Genomic DNA, 16,481 nt, shown 5'->3' on the forward strand with positions numbered 1-16,481 from the left:
CGCTTAGACTGAAACCTCTTTAATAATTTCGAAAGATCGTCGACGATCCGCATGCTCAAATGTGTCTGAGACGATCATCAACTCATCTGCACCAGTCTGATCAATGAGCTTCTGCAAACCTTCTTGGACTTTTGCAGGCCCACCAATCACCGCCGTTCCCAATTTTTGCAGCACATGCTCTTTTTCCATCGGGGTCCACAGTGAATCCATGTCCTGCACCGGAGGTTTTAATAAAACTCGCTGATTACGAATGATACCTAGAAAACGTTGATAATTCGTCGTCGCTAAATACTTTGCTTTTTCATCAGAATCTGCGGCAACGACCTGCACACCGATCATCACACGAGGTGACTTCAAGTGTTTAGAAGCTTGAAAGCCCACGCGGTAAAGATCTATGGCCTGCATCATCATCTCGGGCGCAAAATGACCGGCAAAAGCATAAGGCAATCCCAGAACGGCCGCGAGCTGCGCACTATAAAGACTCGAACCCAAAAGCCAGATAGGAACATCAATTCCAGCACCCGGAACAGCTTTTACTTTTTGTCCTGGAGCTGCAGGCGCAAAGAAATACTGAAGTTCTTGCACTTGATCAGAGAACTCAACGTCTTTATTTGTAAAGTCTTTGCGAAGGGCGCGCATTGTAAATCCATCCGTTCCCGGCGCTCGCCCCAATCCCAAATCAATCCGCCCAGGATAAAGGGTTTCCAAGGTCCCAAACTGCTCCGCAATAACCAAGGGCGCGTGATTCGGAAGCATGATCCCCCCTGAACCCACGCGAATCTTCGAGGTTCCCCCCGCCACATAGCCAATCAATACCGAGGTCGCCGCACTCGCGATTCCCTCTAGATTGTGATGCTCTGCCAACCAAAAGCGATGGTACCCTAAACTTTCCACATGCTTTGCTAAATCCAAAGTATTGTGAAAGGAATCAGCGATATTTTTCCCTTCCGCGATGGGAGCCAGATCAAGAACAGACAAAGGAGTAGAGGAAAGTTTTTTCATAAGTTTATTATGATCTCGAATTGGCCATTAGCAAGGTGGAGCTGCAGGAAATACTTTGATGTTACACAAACTTCAGTGCTATGGTGGCCGAAATGTCGTCCATAAATCCCCATTTCACATTTAAATACACTCAGCCGGAAGAGTATCGCTTTTCGCACGACTCCGTCTTCTTAGCGCGTCAAGTTTACGAGCTCTACTCAGACAAGAATGTGAAGGACCTTATCGCATTAGATCTTTGTTCAGGTTGTGGAATCATCGGCTTGGATTTTCTTTTTCACTGCCATAAAAATCTCAATGCAGTTCCAAAGAGTTTTGATTTTCTTGAAGTTCAGTCTATCTACGAGGAATATTTTTTAGAAAATGCCTTCGCTTCAGGAATCCGAAATTCTGACTTGCGATTTTTAAATATAAACTACTCTGAACTTCTCAGTGGCGAATATAAAGATCGCTATGATTTGATTCTGTGTAATCCTCCGTACTTTTTTTCGGGAAACGGAAAAATGTCGCCGTCGGAATTTAAAAACCGTTGTCGCTTTTATCTGGATTCAGATTTTAAGACTCTTCTGAATGCCATCGAGCACTCGTTGCGCCCCCATGGAAATGCCTTCGTCTTACTGCGCGATCTTCAAGAACATGGCTGGAACTCTTTTGAAGAGGCTAGAAAAGTTCTTTCGCCCCCTTTACAGCTTACGAAGCTTCCTGAGATCCGCGGCACTGGCGTCGTACAAATTTATAAGCCGATGTAATTCACCACTGGACATTCCCAGAAACCGGGCACTCTTTTATCGTGAACCTTAAACACAATGAGGTTTCTATGAAAAAACTTTGGTTGAGCTTAGCTCTGATATTTTTGTCTTACACTGCAAACGCGGCCTTAGATTATGGATTAGAAGCCGGCGTACGCCAACAATCCGGCGATGTCGCTGGTTTAAACTTTTCCGCCAATGCACGAACAGGTTTTCAAGGAGGTGTTTTTGCGCATCTGCCTTTGCAAGGTGGTGTAGCCCATTTACGCTCGGGCCTTTTCTACACTCAACGTCCTTTAGAATCTGAAAGCGATATTACAGGAGAAAAAATTCAATACAATTTGGATTACATCGATATCCCCATCGACATTCTTTTTAAACCGCATGAACAATTCGGCGTCTATCTGGGATTTATTGCGGCCATCAACATTGCTGATTCCTGTTCCGGAAATCCGAATTGTCGTGTCCTCGATATTGATACGCCTAGCTTTCCGATGGTGTTTGGCGGGATTTTCAAGATCACTCCCAAATTTGGTGCCAATTTCTATTTCGATGGGGTCAATGGATCCGTGGCAAAAGGACTTGGAAACTACAAAGCTGTCGGCTTTAACTTGATGTTTTCCATGGACTAAAAAGTGGAAGGTTCCGGCACTTGTAAAACCTCACAGATACCGGTTTTATTTTGTCCGGAACTTTTTCCCTTCGTATAAAAATGCATCACCAACGGAGGGATGAAATGAAGTACTTATTAACATCAGCACTGTTTCTATTTATCGGTTCGCAAGCACTTGCCGCCGACATCACGCCAGGGAATCTGATTGGCAAATACAAAGTCGAAGCGCGAGCGGGCTTCCAGAAAGTTTATCTCAACTTTAGAGTCGTCAACACCAAAGAGTTCGAGCTTCAACGCTATTATTCCAATGGCAATGTGGACGAAACTTGCAACGGGACTTTCAGTCTGAGCCCCACACTTTTCTGGGATTTTAAAACTTTTGCGAGCGGAAAAATGTTCAAAGGTGTTTTCACCTGCCCGAGCAACCGTTCACGTACAGTTGATTTCAATATTGATTTTAGCGGCAAGAAAACAGAAGACTTGGTTCAGGGGACGACGGTGACCGTAACAAGTTCGATGGCGCGCGGAATGCGCATCAATGCTTACGTAAAGAAGCAGTAAATAAAAAAGCCCCTGCCTTTTCTGACAGGGGCTTTTGTGTTTTTTCAAACCTTAGTCAACAGCACTGATTGTCAACTTATCAATACCGACCTGCACGCCGATACCTTTAAGAAGTTGCACAGACACATTGAAAGCCAATTGTGGTAAGCCCACTTTCACCGCAGTGAATGCACCTACACCGCCAATGATAGCGGCTTCACCTTGAGCGACAGCGTATTTACCCAACAAAACTTCTGGTGAACTATTGAAAAGACTGATTTCAGAGGAGACGCCGGCAAGCTTGAAGTATCCAACACCTGCAGTCGCACCAATCCAGTGATGACCGATTTCGATCTTCACATTTTGACTATACTTTTGGCCCACGCCTTTACATGACAATGTGCCATAAGCCACTGTTTTAAAATGGCCTACGATTACTTTAATTCCCTTGGAAGTGCCTTTGAAAGCCAGACCACAAACCCAAGCACCACCGGCAGCATGCATATCACCACCTGTAGGTTGAAGTGTTGTTGTGTCTGCATTGGCAAACATTCCTGCGAAGCTAAGTGCTAAAATCACGGCGAGCTTTTTCATCGTGTTCTCCTTTTCGTTTAAGTTGTACGTTATGCTCTTCACACTATTTAGGAAAAAGACCGGAACGGAATCAAGCTGACGGATGAAACACATACAACAATCGTTCCACCACATCTTTTTTCCCGCAAGCACATGGTAAATGCAAAATTCCGGTTGTCGAGAGACACCAGATCGCCTTTGTGTTTTCCATCAACAGACCTCGTCGGAACAATCTTTCCACTTATAATTTAAGCTGAGCAAGGAGGTCTTGAATGGAATTAGAGAGAGAACCCCGAAGAAAGCCGACGCCACCGAAAAGTACTCCCGCGCGAGGGCCGACACCGGTATCCCCAACGACGGTCACTCGCACTTACACGGCACCCACAGAAGAACTTGCCATGCCCAATGAGCGCACCTACGCGCGCGAAGTGTGTGTCATTCAAGGAATTTTATTTTTGACGATTGGTCTGATCGGATTTGTCGTTACAGATTTATTTTCCGCTCACTTAAGCGCTTCACACAATGCGATTCATTTGGCTAGTGGCGCCCTGGCTTTGTGGTTTGGTTTTGATAGCGAAAGAAGTGCACGCATTTATTCATTCGCCTTTGGGGCGGTGTATGGAACCCTGGCGCTCCTCGGTTTTGCACTAGGAAAAACCGCCATGGCCACTGTCGGGCATGTCGCCGAAGACCGATTCTTGTGGAAATTAATTCCGGGAGTTTTGGAGTTTGGAACAGCTGACCACATCATCCACATCCTGATTGCCAGCGCGTTTATTTTAGGAGCCGCATTAAAGATCAAACGTGTTAAGCGGATGAAGGTTTAAGCATGTTGCTCGCTCTGCTTTCGACGATGAAGAAGTTCCAAATCGTCGATCAGAGCTTTGCGATCCAATGGCTTCGCGAAGTGTTTATCAAAACCTTGCGCTAAACACTTCTCTCTTTCTTCACGAAGAGCGTGCGCGGTCAACGCCCAAATCGGACGCGTGTAACCACTTCTTCTCAGCGTCCTCGTGGCTTCCATACCGTCCATAACCGGCATTTGTAAGTCCATAAGAATGCAGTCGTAAGCTTCTTGTTTCGCTTTTTCAACAGCCTCGGCCCCATTCTCCGCAAAATCCATGTGCTGTACACCGACTTTTTGAAGATAGCGTTCAACCAAAAGTTGGTTGTCCTTTATGTCATCAACAATGAGAACCTTAAGTCCTGAAAGAGTCGTCATGAGTCCTCCTCCAATTTAAATCATAACACGTTTTGCGCGTCCAACACGGCGTCTGCAAAAAAACAAATGGGATGGCTTATGTTTCTGCCATCCCATTTCGTATTGTTTTCGTTTTGCAGTAACGGATTATTTGCTTAACTTAAGCGCTGTCTCACGAATCCAGTTATTGTAGTAAACTGTGTTGGTATAAACGCCCACACTATCGCAAAGCTGGCTACCACGGCTGGTAATGCCGAACAGGAAGTATTGGCCATTCTTTTGTACATAGGCAGGACCGCCAGAGTCACCACTGCAAGTTCCGCGACCTTTTGACTCATCTAAAAAGACTTCAGTTTCAGTTAAAAACGAAACAGGTGCTGTCGTTTGACGAAGCTCACCGTCACCAGACATATCCACTTTCAGACAGTTTTTTAAGTTGTCATCACAGATCACTTCGCCGTACTCGATAGCCTCTTCAATATCACGCACCTTACGGGCATCAATCGGCTCAAGGTCGATATGAGAAACTCCATAGCCTGCCAATGTCACAACAAAACCTTTTTTCAGGATGCTGTCATCCTGAAGAAGAGCAACAGGTTTATAACCCGCAGGAAGTTTTCCCGGGAATTTAAGAATAGCAATATCACCCCAGTCGGTTTCTTTTTCTTCTTGTTCTTCCGGCTTGTAAGAAGGATGAACTTGGATAAGGCTGACTGTGCGAGTGAGCTCTTGTTGAACATCAGGTTCACGAATCGCCATCGTCGCATCAATATCTACGCCGAAAACAATTTTAAGCTTCGAAGGTTTTGAAGTTGCACAGTGAGCCGCCGTCAAAACCAAATTTTCTGATATCAAAGAACCTGTACAGATCGAATTGTCTTGGGTGTCATAAATACCGACGATTCCAGAGACGATGGGGGCATTTTCCGCGACCATGCTGCCACCCATGATTGCCGCATCCTTTCTAACTTCCACACCCAGTTGAGATTTAGGTGTGCAGGACACCAAAGCAATAAGACCTAAAACCAAGATAATACGAGACATTTCCACCCCTAAAACAAAAGAGGGCTCTTATAGAAACAAGCTTACAAATCAGCAACATCTTTTTAAAAAAAGGCTTGGTCGAATGACATATTGTTGCCCTTTTCCTCTGAAAGCCTAAACTATCAGGTATGAAAAATTTTTATCAAGAAGGCCCAAGCCTTACGAACACTTATCGTGCTGATGAAACTCTTCAGAAATTCCTAAAAAAAGTCCTCCCGGCCGATGTGCAAAAAACGGCTCTTCCCCACTTAGACCATTTGGGCGAAAGAGCGGCGACAGATATGCTTGCATGGGCCGCTGAAGCCGAAGCGCAACCTCCTCAACATGTTCCCTTCGATCCCTGGGGGCGAAGGATTGATGAGATTAAAACTTCCAACGGCTGGAAGGAATTAGAAAAAGTGGCCGCGACGGAGGGTATTGTTGCTACGGCCTATGACCGAAAATTCGGAGCTTTTTCTCGCGTTTATCAGATGGCGCTGCTTTATCTATATTCGCCCAGTTCGGCGATTTTTTCATGCCCACTTGCTATGACCGATGGTGCGGCCCGCGCGTTAGAACTTTACGCTGGAAACGATTTGAAAGAACGTGCGATGCCTCACCTGCTTTCTCGTGATCCAAAAACTTTTTGGACGGCAGGACAGTGGATGACTGAAAGAACCGGTGGATCAGATGTCAGCGGGACTTCGACAGATGCTCTTCCCTATTCAGGCGAAAGCGCATTTTCCGCGACTCATGCTTTGCATGGAACCAAATGGTTCACTTCAGCAACGACTTCGCAAATGGCTTTGACTTTGTCTCGGCCCGAAGGCGCTCCGGCGGGCTCTAAAGGTTTAAGTCTGTTTTATCTTGAGCTTCGCAACAAGCAAGGTCAGTTGAACAACATTCAGATTCACCGTCTTAAAGATAAATTGGGTACAAAAGCTCTTCCGACGGCGGAACTCAGCTTACAAGGGACTCCCGCGCGTATCGTGGGCGGCGAAGGCGACGGAATTAAAAAAATTGCGAGTGTTCTAAATATCACGCGTATTTATAATTCCATCTGCGCTTTGGGACACATGCGACGCGCTTTAGATCTTATCCAAGACTATTCACGTAAAAGGAAGGCCTTTGGAAAGCTCTTAATTGATCATCCTCTACATCGTGAAACACTTCATGCTTTAGAAGAAGACTTCCGCCGCTGTTTTGCATTCAGCTTTTTCGTTGCTCATTTACTAGGGCAAGAAGAGGTTGGCGAGATTTCAGCCTCACAAAGAGTTCTTTTACGTTCGTTAACACCGATTCTGAAATTATATACGGCAAAAAAATCAATTCATATTTCCAGTGAAGTCATTGAGATGTTCGGTGGCGCTGGGTACGTCGAAGACACGGGTTTACCAAGACTTCTACGTGATGCCCAAGTCTTTTCAATCTGGGAAGGAACGACGAACGTGCTTTCTCTAGACATGTTACGGGCCTTTGAAAAAGAACAAGCTTTACCGATATTGATGGAATATTTCAAAAACTGTAAAGCGATGAAGGACTCTGTTCCGAACTTCGTTGATAAGTGGACCGTGTTCCAGAAGCAGATCGGTAGTTTAGCTAAGGGCTCCCCAGAGGAATGGGAAACCCACGCCCGCCGCCTGGCCTTTATGGTTGGCGACTTGATGTGCGAAAGTCTTATCCACGAATATTCGCTTTAGCGGTTTTAAGAAGTCCGCGAGGAAGGGAAAACTTTGCAAACAAAGTTCCCTTCTTAGCGGCTTCAAGCACCCACTGAATATCTCGAGACTCGACCATGCAAAGCATTCCGACAATCATCACCCACTCAAAAAGGGGAATGCTCATGGAAACTTCAATTCCCAGATGCAACCCGATTCCTGCGAGTAAAACCCAGTAACGGAACTCACGAATCCAGACCAGTGTTCCTAAAGAAAACTCGATAATCAAAGTGGACCAAGTTAAAAACTTAATCACCATCATGTCATTCAAAATAGAAAGTGGCACACGCATAAATTCATCCAAGCGAGTCGCGATGTACACGGCGGTGCCATCTGCCCATAAGGGCCCCTTCATTTTAAACATCACTGTCGCGACGTAAATTACACTAAATTGAATCTGCATAAGACGCAATGCCCACGGGGCCTTTTCGGGAACGCTGTCGGCTGAAATCTTTTTTCTTTTAATTAAAAGCCAACGGTCGAAAGAATAAAGCGCCCCGGCCGGAGTGAAAAATAAAAGAAACAAGAAATTTCGAATCACCACATCAGAACTATTTAAAACAAAGACGTTCCGATTGTGGAATGATAGAAGTGTGAAAAATGTGATTGCGATAGAAGTGCGGGTATAACATCCCAACAGCACGCCGATCGCGCCGATAAGATTTAATAGCGCCAAAAGCTCCGCAACCCCTGCTTGATTCGGAAATAATTCAAACAGATTAAATCGGAATCCGTGACTGAACTTGAGTGCCGTCTGCAAACTTAAAATCCCGTCAACGCCCCAGAATATGTCTAAATGGCTCCACATCATAAACCAGTTGATAAGAAGGATAACTCCGAATGCGATTCGCAAAAGAGCTACACTGTGAACCGGTTGAGGTTTAAAAAAGAAGTCGTTTAAAGAATTAGTTATTGTTGTTAGCTTCATGACGAACCTGCTGATTAGATTTAAATTGGAAGACGTTTTCAGAAGTGAACTTACTGCTTAAGGTCCCGTGGGGAACAAAAACTTTTGTTGGCGCCGCCACAATATTGTGATGGCGATAAAACTCCAGGGACTCAAACTCGCGTCCTCGCCCTTGCTTTTCTAATTTCATCACTTCGCGGGAAACATACTTTGCAAGATCGGACCAGAGATCGGTCTTTTCCATCGGTATAAGATTGTCTTGTTGAAACTTTCTGAATCTTTCACCCGACGTGAAGCGGTCAAAGCTATCCATTTGAGACGGGCGCGGAAACGTCCAATGTTCTGTAGATCCATCTTTGAAATTAATAGTGGCCGTTAAATACGAGTTCACTGCCGAAGGATTTGGAGCGAACATGCTCCATGGTTGATCCAGCGCAAAGAAAATCTGATACCGAGCTAGTGATTTTAGAATTCGATCTCCAACGACACTTCGGTCTGGAAGTCCCGCCGTTACTAGCATTGTAATATGGATAGCGATAAACGCTGAAATCAGCGCCTTTTGTAGCTTAGCCATCAGTCACCCACCCTTTATTGTGTAATCCAGCACGGGAATCTACTTCTACGTATCTGCCTGGTCCATTTTCATTCGGGCAAAGTAGATTAAATAAAACTTCTGTTAGATTTCTAGGGCTTAACAAATACAACGGACGTTTCGATGGAACTTCTTGGACCTGTGTAAAACTTATGGCCACTGGGGACGGGAAAGGGCACTCGGCAACAAGGATTGATCATGGAGATAAAACCAGCTTCTTATGGTACCCCGAACACCCTGGCACACACCTTGTATTACGTACCCCAGATTGTGGAATCATTTAGAATAAGGAACCTCTCATGTTCAAAGCACTAAGCCTTATCTCCGTCACGCTCTTAAGCTTACAAAGCTGGGCTGGCAGCATTTACGACGTCAAAATCAAGAACGTACCTCTTTATGATGTCTTTAAAAAACAGGGCGTTCCTGAGGCGGCTCTTCAAAGGACTTTTGAATTCTTGGATGTCAATGGTGGGAAAACCGTTCGTGTCCGTACCAAAGTGCGCGCCCGCACGAGCACTTTCATGGCTGAAAAAGAGGTTACGATTAAAGATGATAATATGGCGGCCATTATCGATTTTTCTCTTCCTTCCAGCGAGCGTCGTTTATTCGTTATGAATCTTAAAACAGGTGCGGTTTCAAAACACTTCGTGGCGCACGGAAAAGGTTCCGGAGTGAAAGTCGCTTCGAAGTTTTCAAATATAGATGGTTCAAAAATGTCTTCTTTAGGATTCTATCTTGGCGGCACCACTTACTATGGTTCCCATGGTCAATCCCTGAATCTGTATGGCTTAGAATCTACGAATAGCAAAGCTGCGGAACGCGACATTGTCATGCACGCTGCAGACTATGTATCTGAAGATTTCGTGAAATCACAAGGTCGCTTAGGTCGCAGCTGGGGGTGCCCGGCCGTAGCTCCAGGAATCCTGCCTAAAATGATCAATAACTTTAAAGAAGGTGGCGTGATCTACGCTTACCATAAAGACTTAATCAAAGCCTCAACGAAGAACCCGACACTTCAAGAAGTAGAACACGATGGCGACGATGAAGATATTGATTTACCGGGTGAGGAAGAATCCATTCGTAATGGTGGCGCTCCCATTAAAACCGCGGAAGTGAAGCAAGAGTCTGTGGGTGAGTTGGCAACTGTTCCAGTTCCCGCTCCAGCACCTCGCGAGCAGATCGCCACTCCGGCGCCCACAGATCAAAAGTAATTTTTTGCGAGTCCTGAAAATTTAAAAGGGATGCTTTTACAGCATCCCTTTTTTTTTTATTTAAGACCGTTTGTAGTCATCCTGATATCGTACGATATCATCTTCACCGAAGTAGCTTCCTAACTGCACTTCCACAAACTCGAGCATCTCATTCGTGTTGTTGCGAATGCGGTGTTTCGCTCCCAGTGGGATATGGATATGAGTCCCGGCTTTTACCGGAATCACTTCATCATTCAAAACCACTTCACCCGCACCAACCGTGATCGTCCAGTGCTCTTCACGCTTAGAGTGTGACTGATACGAGATTTGAGAATGCGGGTTCACGCGGATGACTTTGGATTTGAAATGAGGTGTGTCTTTCAAAATCTCAAAGTAACCCCAAGGGCGATACTCAAAAACATGATCCTTGACCAAAGAGGACTTATGCTGAGTTAAAGTTTCCACGACGTGGCGAACATCTTGCGATAAGCCTTTTTTTACAAGCATCAAAGCATCTTGAGTATCGACAACGATCACATCATCCAAACCCACTAAAGAATAATTTTTTTCTTTGGGACCAAAGACGAAGTTGTTATGTCCTTTGACGTTGATGAGATCGTGACTTTTCTTCAAAGAAGAAACCGCATCCCAAGAACCCACGTCACTCCAGCCGAATTCCGCCGGAATACAAGTCAACTCTTCTCCACCCAGCTTTTCCATGATCGCATAGTCGATAGAAATGCTTTGCACTTTGCTATAGATGTCAGCCAGGTTTGAAGAGTCTTCTTTCAGATTTGAAATCTGCTTCCACATCTCTGGCTGATGTTTTTCAAATAAGCTGATCATGTGAGACACTTTGAAAACAAAAATTCCGGCATTCCAACTGAAACTGCCCTGTGCAATAAATTCCTTCGCCTTTTGCAGATCCGGCTTTTCGTGGAACTTCACGACAGAATAAGCTTTAAGTGCGCCCTGTTCCTTCAAACTGACCGCGCGCGTTTGGATGTAGCCATAGCCAGTTTCTGGGTACGAAGGCGTGATGCCCAATGTGACAACACGGTTTTCTTCCGCTACTTTCTGCGCGAAGTTGACGACCTCAAGAAAGTTTTCTTCTTCAGCAATCAAATGATCGGAAGGGAAAATCGCAACGACTTCATTGCTCAGACCTTTTTTTGCCAAAAGATGGCAAAGAGCCGCAATAGCGGGTGCGGTGTTCTTACCCATGGGTTCGTAAACCACTTGCACCGAAGTGGCTTTATTTTGTTTTAAATTAAGCTCCGTCAAAGTCTCTAACGCCTTGGAGGTTACGATCCACGGAGAGCCCAATTTTAAACATCTTTGCAAAGTCATCGTCTGCAAAGGCTGATCAAAAATCTCAGAAAATTGTTTAGGCATATGCTGGCGAGAGACCGGCCACAAGCGCGTTCCGCTCCCCCCAGAGAGTATAACTGGTATCAAAACTACCTCCGAACCAAGTTCACAATCTATATCACTAAACCGTCTAAGTGCGTAATTATAGTCACAGATTTGGGGCATTTGGTCATAAAACTGAGGCCTTTTGTAAACAGCGGGCGTAGCTTCCTCACCACAGTGGACAAAAATGCTCTCGACCCAAAGCCGTAAAGCCTTGTCAGCGTGGACTTTTCCCTCGAAGAGGAGGATAATTTTTTTGTTTTAAAAACAGTCATTTGGAGGCTCTCAAAAATGTCTATTCCTTTTATCGACCTTAAGTCTCAGTACAAGGCTTTAAAAACTAATATCGACTCTCGCATTCAAAAAGTTTTGGATCACGGCGCTTACGTTAACGGCCCTGAGGTTGTTGAACTTGAACAAACACTCGCAAAATACGTCGGTGTAAAACACTGTCTAACAATCGCCAACGGTACGGACGCTTTGTGGGTTCCTTTGATGGCTTTGGGCATCGGTCAAGGTGATGAAGTTATCACGACAGCTTTTTCTTTTATCGCCACAGCAGAAACTATCGTTCTTGCAGGCGCAAAACCTATTTACGTCGACATTGATCCAAAAACTTTCAACATCGACGTTACCAAAATTGAAGCGGCTATCACTCCACGTACAAAAGCCATCATGCCTGTTTCCTTGTACGGCCAAATGCCAGAGATGGACAAAATCAACGAGATCGCAAAGAAACACAATTTGGCGGTTATTGAAGATGCGGCGCAAAGCTTCGGTGCTCGCTACAAAGACAAACGCAGTGGCAGCTTAACAACGGCAACTGGAACAAGCTTCTTCCCGGCAAAACCTTTGGGTTGTTATGGTGACGGTGGCGCGATCTTCACGAATGACGACAATCTTGTAAAAATCATCAAAGAAATCCGCGAGCATGGTTCTGAATCTCGTTACTACCACACTCGTCTTGGTATCAACGGTCGCTTGGACACAATCCAATGTGCGATCCTTCTTGCAAAAATGGAAAGATACGACTGGGAATTGGATCAACGTCAGCGCGTAGCAGATCGTTACAACGACGCATTCTCTTCAATCAAAGCTGATGGCTTCACAACTCCATTTGTTGAGGCTCACAACAAGTCTGCTTGGGCTCAATACACTTTGACAGTGAAAGACCGCGCCGCTTTCCAAAAGAAAATGACAGATGCGGGTGTTCCGACTTCTATCCACTACCCACGTATTATGCCAGATCAACCTTGGTACAAAGAGCACACGGCAGATCCAAAACAAGAACTTCCGATGGCTCGTTGGGCGGCAGAACACGTGATCAGCTTGCCAATGTATCCTGATATGGACAATGCGACTCAAGATAAAATCATCGCAGCAGTTAAAGGGGCGTTCTAATGAATACCGGTTTTGGTCCTTTGAATAAACCTGTCGTACTAAAAAACGGCAGCGAAACTATCACTTGGGGCGACGGCAAAAATTTCGTATTGTTTGCCGGTCCTGACATTATCGAAGACGAAGGCATGGTTTTAGAGACAGGAAAAGAAATCCAAAGAGTCACAAAAGCTTTGGGCATTCCTTGGATCTTGAAATGCTCTTTCGACAAAGCCAATCGTCAAAGTGCTTCGAGTTTCCGCGGTCCTGGCGTGAACTCGGCCTTGAAAAGTCTTGAAAAAATCAAAGGCGAATTGGGTTGCGCTCTTTTGACCGATGTTCACGAAACAATTCAAGTGAAAGAGACTGCCGAAGTCGCCGATGTGTTGCAAATTCCGGCATTCCTTTCTCGTCAAACAGACTTGCTAGTGGAAACAGCGAAAACAGGCAAAGTGATTCATATCAAGAAGGGTCAATTCTTGGCTCCTTGGGATATGAAAGCCATTGCTCAAAAAGCCGTGAATGCTGGAAACGATAAGATCCTTCTTTGCGAACGCGGAACGACTTTCGGTTACAACCGTCTTATCAACGATATGACGGGCCTTGTAGAAATGCGCCGTTTGGGTTTCCCAGTGATCATGGATTGCACGCACTCTACGCAGCTTCCTGGTGCGACTGGTGAAAGCAGCGGCGGTCGCGGCGACATGGTATGGCCTTTGGCGCGTGCGGCGATGGCCGTAGGGGTTGATGGTATCTTCCTTGAAACTCATCCAAACCCTGAAAAGGCTTTGTGTGATGGACCAACGTCACTCCCACTAAAGAATCTAGAAACGGTTCTTACGAACCTTAAAAAAATCTGGACGACTCATTTCTAAGTAGAGTTCCGTCCTGAATTCAAGTAAGACTGAACCATGGTTAAGCACACGAAAAAGCTCCTGGTTCAGTCTTTAAAAATCGCCTTTTCTGCGGCGATTATTTTTTGGCTGATCCAATCAGGAAAATTAAACTTCTCTGCTCTCAAGAATCTTCTGACTCCTTGGGCGGCGGTGACAGCTTTATCGCTGGTGGCGCTTAATATTTTCTTCGCTAGTGAACGCTGGCGCATTCTGATTCGCTCCCAAGGTCTTCCGGCCCGCTCTTGGCCCGTTTTTAAGCTGACTTTAATTGGCGCCTTTTTTAATTTCGCAATGCCCGGTGGCGTTGGCGGAGATGTCATTAAGGCTTATTACTTCACACGCGAAAATCCCGGCAGCAAAGTTGTGGCCGTCACAAGCGTTCTCATGGATCGCGTCTTGGGGCTTTTTGCGATGATTTTACTCGCCCTATTAGTGATGTTCTACGATCTAAATCACATCGTGCAGACACCGGCTCTTTTAACTTTGTTTTATTTTATCTGCGGTTTGTTCGTGGCGTTTCTTATAGCCCTCAGCATGATTTTTTCTGTGAAGCTCTATGATAGTGGCGCCGTTAAAAAAGGTATTGCCGTGCTTCCACTTTCAGAGAAGTTTTTGAAACTTTACGAAAGCATGCATCTTTATGGAAAAGATGGAAAACGTTTTATTGCCGTGATTTTGATGAGCTTGGTGTCCCAAGCCTGCTCTATCGCTTTTCTTTACCTCGCCGGCAGAATGGCGGGCTTTGACGAGGTCTCTGCAAGAACTTACTTCCTTGTGGCACCACTTGGATTTATGGCGACTGCGATTCCTATCTCCCCTGCCGGCGTGGGCGTAGGACAGGCCGCATTTTACTTCCTATTTAATCTCTACGTAGGAAAACAAATTGAACTTGGCCCCACAGTGATTACGGCCTTCCAAGTTGGAACTTTCGTTATCAGCTTAAGCGGAGCTTTCTTTTACCTTCGTCGCAAAGACCGCGTCGAAACCAAAGAAATCGAGCAAGAAACTTAATTATAAATCAAGACAGCCTTTTCTGTGCTCCAGACTGAGAGGCCCTTCTACAAAATGATGTCGGCGAAAGTCTGCGCCCACTCATACTGAAGGCGTGGATCCCTCTTCTTAAATTCTTCCAACGACCCTTGTTCTTTAACGAGCTTATCTGAAGACAAAAGATATAAACGGCCGACTCCTGCAGAATATCCCGCAAGAATATCAGAAGCACTGTCACCTACTAAAATGGAAGTCTCCATTCGAACATGCAGTTTTTCATCCACCATTTGCAACATACCTGCGCGAGGCTTGCGAAGGCCTGCATAAAGATTTCCAACAGGCACACCTTCTTCAATAAAGCCCGACCACACACACTCGTCAATCCAGGCGCCTTTTTCGGCCAAAAGCGAGAGCATTTGTTGGTGCACGGCTTGATACTCTTTCCAGGAAATCCAACCGCGTCCCAAGCCTGACTGATTCGTTACAAGAGCAACCCAGTAACCCTTCTTATGAGCAGAGTTGATCAGTTCAATGATTCCCGGCAGTAATTGCACTTTTTGCGCTTCTTTATTGTACGGGACATTCTTAACGACAACGTCGTCGCGATCTAAGAAAAGACACGGAGCCTGACGAGCCTCCCCAAACTGTGGAAGCGCCGGAAGTTTTTTCCAATTTTGCTTCAATGATCCTAAAACTTGCGTCCAGTCATTCAAACTGCAATCGGACCATACAAAATCGACAAAAGGAGTCTTAACGAAATTCTTCTTAGCGAGAATCAAACGCTGTCCCTGCAGAACCGAGTTTAAGGCATCGACCAGCTCCCCTTGCTCTTCAAAAAACAGAATCAGGTCCGTAGCCTTGGTACGAAAAGTGGCCGATTGAATATCTGCGACCGAGCGTCTGACAAAAGGGATCTCATAGCGAAAATGGCTTAACAAGGCTTCAAGATACATATCCTGATCCACCGGAGCTTTGTCTTTAAGGAAGACAATCTGTCCACCCATTTGAACTGTTTCCCGAATCAGAGTTTCCCACTGCATCATCTTAAAAATCCCCGTGTCAGAAGCCATTGATTTTCTGTGCCTTATTTTACGACAAGTTGCCTCCCGTGTCCTCGGCTTTCTACTTGCCGCCTTGCATTTTAGCTTATTAGAATTTCACCTGGAGGAACGACATGACTCTCTTACTGAAGCAGATCTTCAATTTTTTAAAGCTCCTGAATTCAGACACAGGAACGAATCAACTGGCTGTGGGATTATCACTGGGATTAATTCTTGGATTCTCTCCCGTCCTATCCATTCAAACGTTGATCGTTTTCTTTTTAATTTTTATTTTCCGCGTGCAAATCGGCGCTGCATTTATCTCGGCATTCTTTTTCAAGTTCGTGGCATTTCTTTTCGACTATCCCGCGCATCTTTTGGGTAAAGCCGTTTTAGAAACCGAAGGCCTTCGTCCTTTATTCACAACGATGTACAACATGCCATTTGTTCCGATGACCCGTTTTAATAACAGCATCGTGATGGGATCCATGATTGTTTCTCTTCTGCTTCTGCCATTCGCCTTTGTCGGTTTCAAAATCATGATCATCAAATATCGCGCAACGGTGGTGGCTCGCTTTAAGAACACGAAGTTCTGGAAAGCGTTCGCTGCAACGAAGTTTTACAACTGGTATCTTAAATACGATGAGCTTTACGGATAAG

18 protein-coding genes are annotated in these 16,481 nt (G+C 45.3%); 10 read left to right on the forward strand and 8 right to left on the reverse strand.

The window, feature by feature from the left end; all coding sequences use genetic code 11:
- Nucleotides 1–3 precede the first annotated feature (3 nt).
- Nucleotides 4–1,002, reverse strand: coding sequence for an LLM class flavin-dependent oxidoreductase (locus AZI87_RS02310; protein WP_063204818.1), 999 nt, complete (start codon nt 1,000–1,002; stop codon nt 4–6).
- 92 nt (nt 1,003–1,094) lie between these two features.
- On the opposite strand from AZI87_RS02310, the gene AZI87_RS02315 reads away from it, so the two are divergent.
- The 3 genes from AZI87_RS02315 to AZI87_RS02325 all read left to right on the forward strand — a co-directional run bounded on the left by AZI87_RS02315 (nt 1,095) and on the right by AZI87_RS02325 (nt 2,922).
- Complete coding sequence (locus AZI87_RS02315) at nt 1,095–1,748, forward strand: hypothetical protein (protein ID WP_063206537.1); 654 nt, start codon at nt 1,095–1,097, stop codon at nt 1,746–1,748.
- A 68-nt stretch (nt 1,749–1,816) separates the two neighbouring features.
- A complete protein-coding gene (locus AZI87_RS02320) occupies nt 1,817–2,380 on the forward strand; it encodes an outer membrane beta-barrel protein (protein ID WP_063204819.1) in 564 nt (187 codons plus the stop codon).
- Between the two features lie 104 nt (nt 2,381–2,484).
- Complete coding sequence (locus tag AZI87_RS02325) at nt 2,485–2,922, forward strand: hypothetical protein (RefSeq protein WP_063204820.1); 438 nt, start codon at nt 2,485–2,487, stop codon at nt 2,920–2,922.
- Nucleotides 2,923–2,973: 51 nt separating this feature from the next.
- Here AZI87_RS02325 and AZI87_RS02330 read toward each other — a convergent pair whose 3' ends face one another.
- Complete coding sequence (locus tag AZI87_RS02330) at nt 2,974–3,495, reverse strand: hypothetical protein (RefSeq protein WP_063204821.1); 522 nt, start codon at nt 3,493–3,495, stop codon at nt 2,974–2,976.
- Nucleotides 3,496–3,746: 251 nt separating this feature from the next.
- Between AZI87_RS02330 and AZI87_RS02335 the strand changes: the two genes are divergently transcribed.
- Nucleotides 3,747–4,301 (forward strand): DUF4383 domain-containing protein, encoded by a 555-nt coding sequence (locus AZI87_RS02335; RefSeq protein WP_063204822.1) that lies wholly within the window; start codon nt 3,747–3,749, stop codon nt 4,299–4,301.
- On the opposite strand, the gene AZI87_RS02340 is transcribed toward AZI87_RS02335, so the two are convergent.
- Both AZI87_RS02340 and AZI87_RS02345 read right to left on the reverse strand, forming a co-directional pair.
- Nucleotides 4,298–4,696, reverse strand: a complete 399-nt coding sequence (locus AZI87_RS02340; RefSeq protein ID WP_063204823.1) for a response regulator — start codon at nt 4,694–4,696, stop codon at nt 4,298–4,300. The genes AZI87_RS02335 and AZI87_RS02340 overlap by 4 nt on opposite strands.
- A 126-nt stretch (nt 4,697–4,822) precedes the next feature.
- The gene (locus tag AZI87_RS02345; RefSeq protein WP_155722482.1) at nt 4,823–5,719 is read right to left on the reverse strand and encodes a S1 family peptidase; all 897 of its coding nucleotides are present in this window, start codon (nt 5,717–5,719) and stop codon (nt 4,823–4,825) included.
- A gap of 128 nt (nt 5,720–5,847) precedes the next feature.
- Between AZI87_RS02345 and AZI87_RS02350 the strand changes: the two genes are divergently transcribed.
- Nucleotides 5,848–7,398, forward strand: a complete 1,551-nt coding sequence (locus AZI87_RS02350) for an acyl-CoA dehydrogenase family protein (protein ID WP_063204824.1) — start codon at nt 5,848–5,850, stop codon at nt 7,396–7,398.
- Here the strand turns inward: AZI87_RS02350 and AZI87_RS02355 are convergent.
- Together AZI87_RS02355 and AZI87_RS02360 are read right to left on the reverse strand one after the other, a co-directional pair.
- A complete protein-coding gene (locus AZI87_RS02355) occupies nt 7,376–8,344 on the reverse strand; it encodes an HTTM domain-containing protein (RefSeq protein WP_063204825.1) in 969 nt (322 codons plus the stop codon). The two genes, AZI87_RS02350 and AZI87_RS02355, sit on opposite strands and share 23 nt — an antisense overlap.
- Entirely contained in the window at nt 8,322–8,897 is a 576-nt protein-coding gene (locus AZI87_RS02360; protein WP_063204826.1) for a hypothetical protein, read from the reverse strand. The genes AZI87_RS02355 and AZI87_RS02360 overlap by 23 nt, the downstream gene beginning before the upstream one ends.
- A gap of 317 nt (nt 8,898–9,214) precedes the next feature.
- Between AZI87_RS02360 and AZI87_RS02365 the strand changes: the two genes are divergently transcribed.
- Nucleotides 9,215–10,126, forward strand: coding sequence for a murein L,D-transpeptidase catalytic domain family protein (locus AZI87_RS02365; protein WP_063204827.1), 912 nt, complete (start codon nt 9,215–9,217; stop codon nt 10,124–10,126).
- A 60-nt stretch (nt 10,127–10,186) separates the two neighbouring features.
- On the opposite strand, the gene AZI87_RS02370 is transcribed toward AZI87_RS02365, so the two are convergent.
- On the reverse strand, nt 10,187–11,563 hold the full coding sequence (locus tag AZI87_RS02370; protein WP_063204828.1) for a mannose-1-phosphate guanylyltransferase/mannose-6-phosphate isomerase: 1,377 nt from the start codon (nt 11,561–11,563) through the stop codon (nt 10,187–10,189).
- A 246-nt stretch (nt 11,564–11,809) separates the two neighbouring features.
- On the opposite strand from AZI87_RS02370, the gene AZI87_RS02375 reads away from it, so the two are divergent.
- The 3 genes from AZI87_RS02375 to AZI87_RS02385 are packed head-to-tail and all read left to right on the forward strand — an operon-like array spanning nt 11,810 to nt 14,802.
- Nucleotides 11,810–12,919 (forward strand): DegT/DnrJ/EryC1/StrS family aminotransferase, encoded by a 1,110-nt coding sequence (locus AZI87_RS02375; RefSeq protein WP_063204829.1) that lies wholly within the window; start codon nt 11,810–11,812, stop codon nt 12,917–12,919.
- Nucleotides 12,919–13,770: a 3-deoxy-8-phosphooctulonate synthase gene (kdsA, locus tag AZI87_RS02380; protein ID WP_063204830.1), complete on the forward strand. Its 852-nt coding sequence runs from the start codon at nt 12,919–12,921 to the stop codon at nt 13,768–13,770. The genes AZI87_RS02375 and kdsA overlap by 1 nt, the downstream gene beginning before the upstream one ends.
- 36 nt (nt 13,771–13,806) lie before the next feature.
- Entirely contained in the window at nt 13,807–14,802 is a 996-nt protein-coding gene (locus tag AZI87_RS02385; protein WP_063204831.1) for a lysylphosphatidylglycerol synthase transmembrane domain-containing protein, read from the forward strand.
- A 47-nt stretch (nt 14,803–14,849) separates the two neighbouring features.
- Here AZI87_RS02385 and AZI87_RS02390 read toward each other — a convergent pair whose 3' ends face one another.
- On the reverse strand, nt 14,850–15,851 hold the full coding sequence (locus AZI87_RS02390; RefSeq protein WP_063204832.1) for an HAD-IIIA family hydrolase: 1,002 nt from the start codon (nt 15,849–15,851) through the stop codon (nt 14,850–14,852).
- A 104-nt stretch (nt 15,852–15,955) separates the two neighbouring features.
- On the opposite strand from AZI87_RS02390, the gene AZI87_RS02395 reads away from it, so the two are divergent.
- Nucleotides 15,956–16,480: a TIGR03546 family protein gene (locus tag AZI87_RS02395; protein ID WP_063204833.1), complete on the forward strand. Its 525-nt coding sequence runs from the start codon at nt 15,956–15,958 to the stop codon at nt 16,478–16,480.
- The last annotated feature ends 1 nt before the right edge of the window (nt 16,481 follow it).

The sequence above is a fragment of the Bdellovibrio bacteriovorus genome (genome assembly GCF_001592745.1).
In the GTDB taxonomy this organism is placed as follows: Bacteria; Bdellovibrionota; Bdellovibrionia; order Bdellovibrionales; family Bdellovibrionaceae; genus Bdellovibrio; species Bdellovibrio bacteriovorus_B.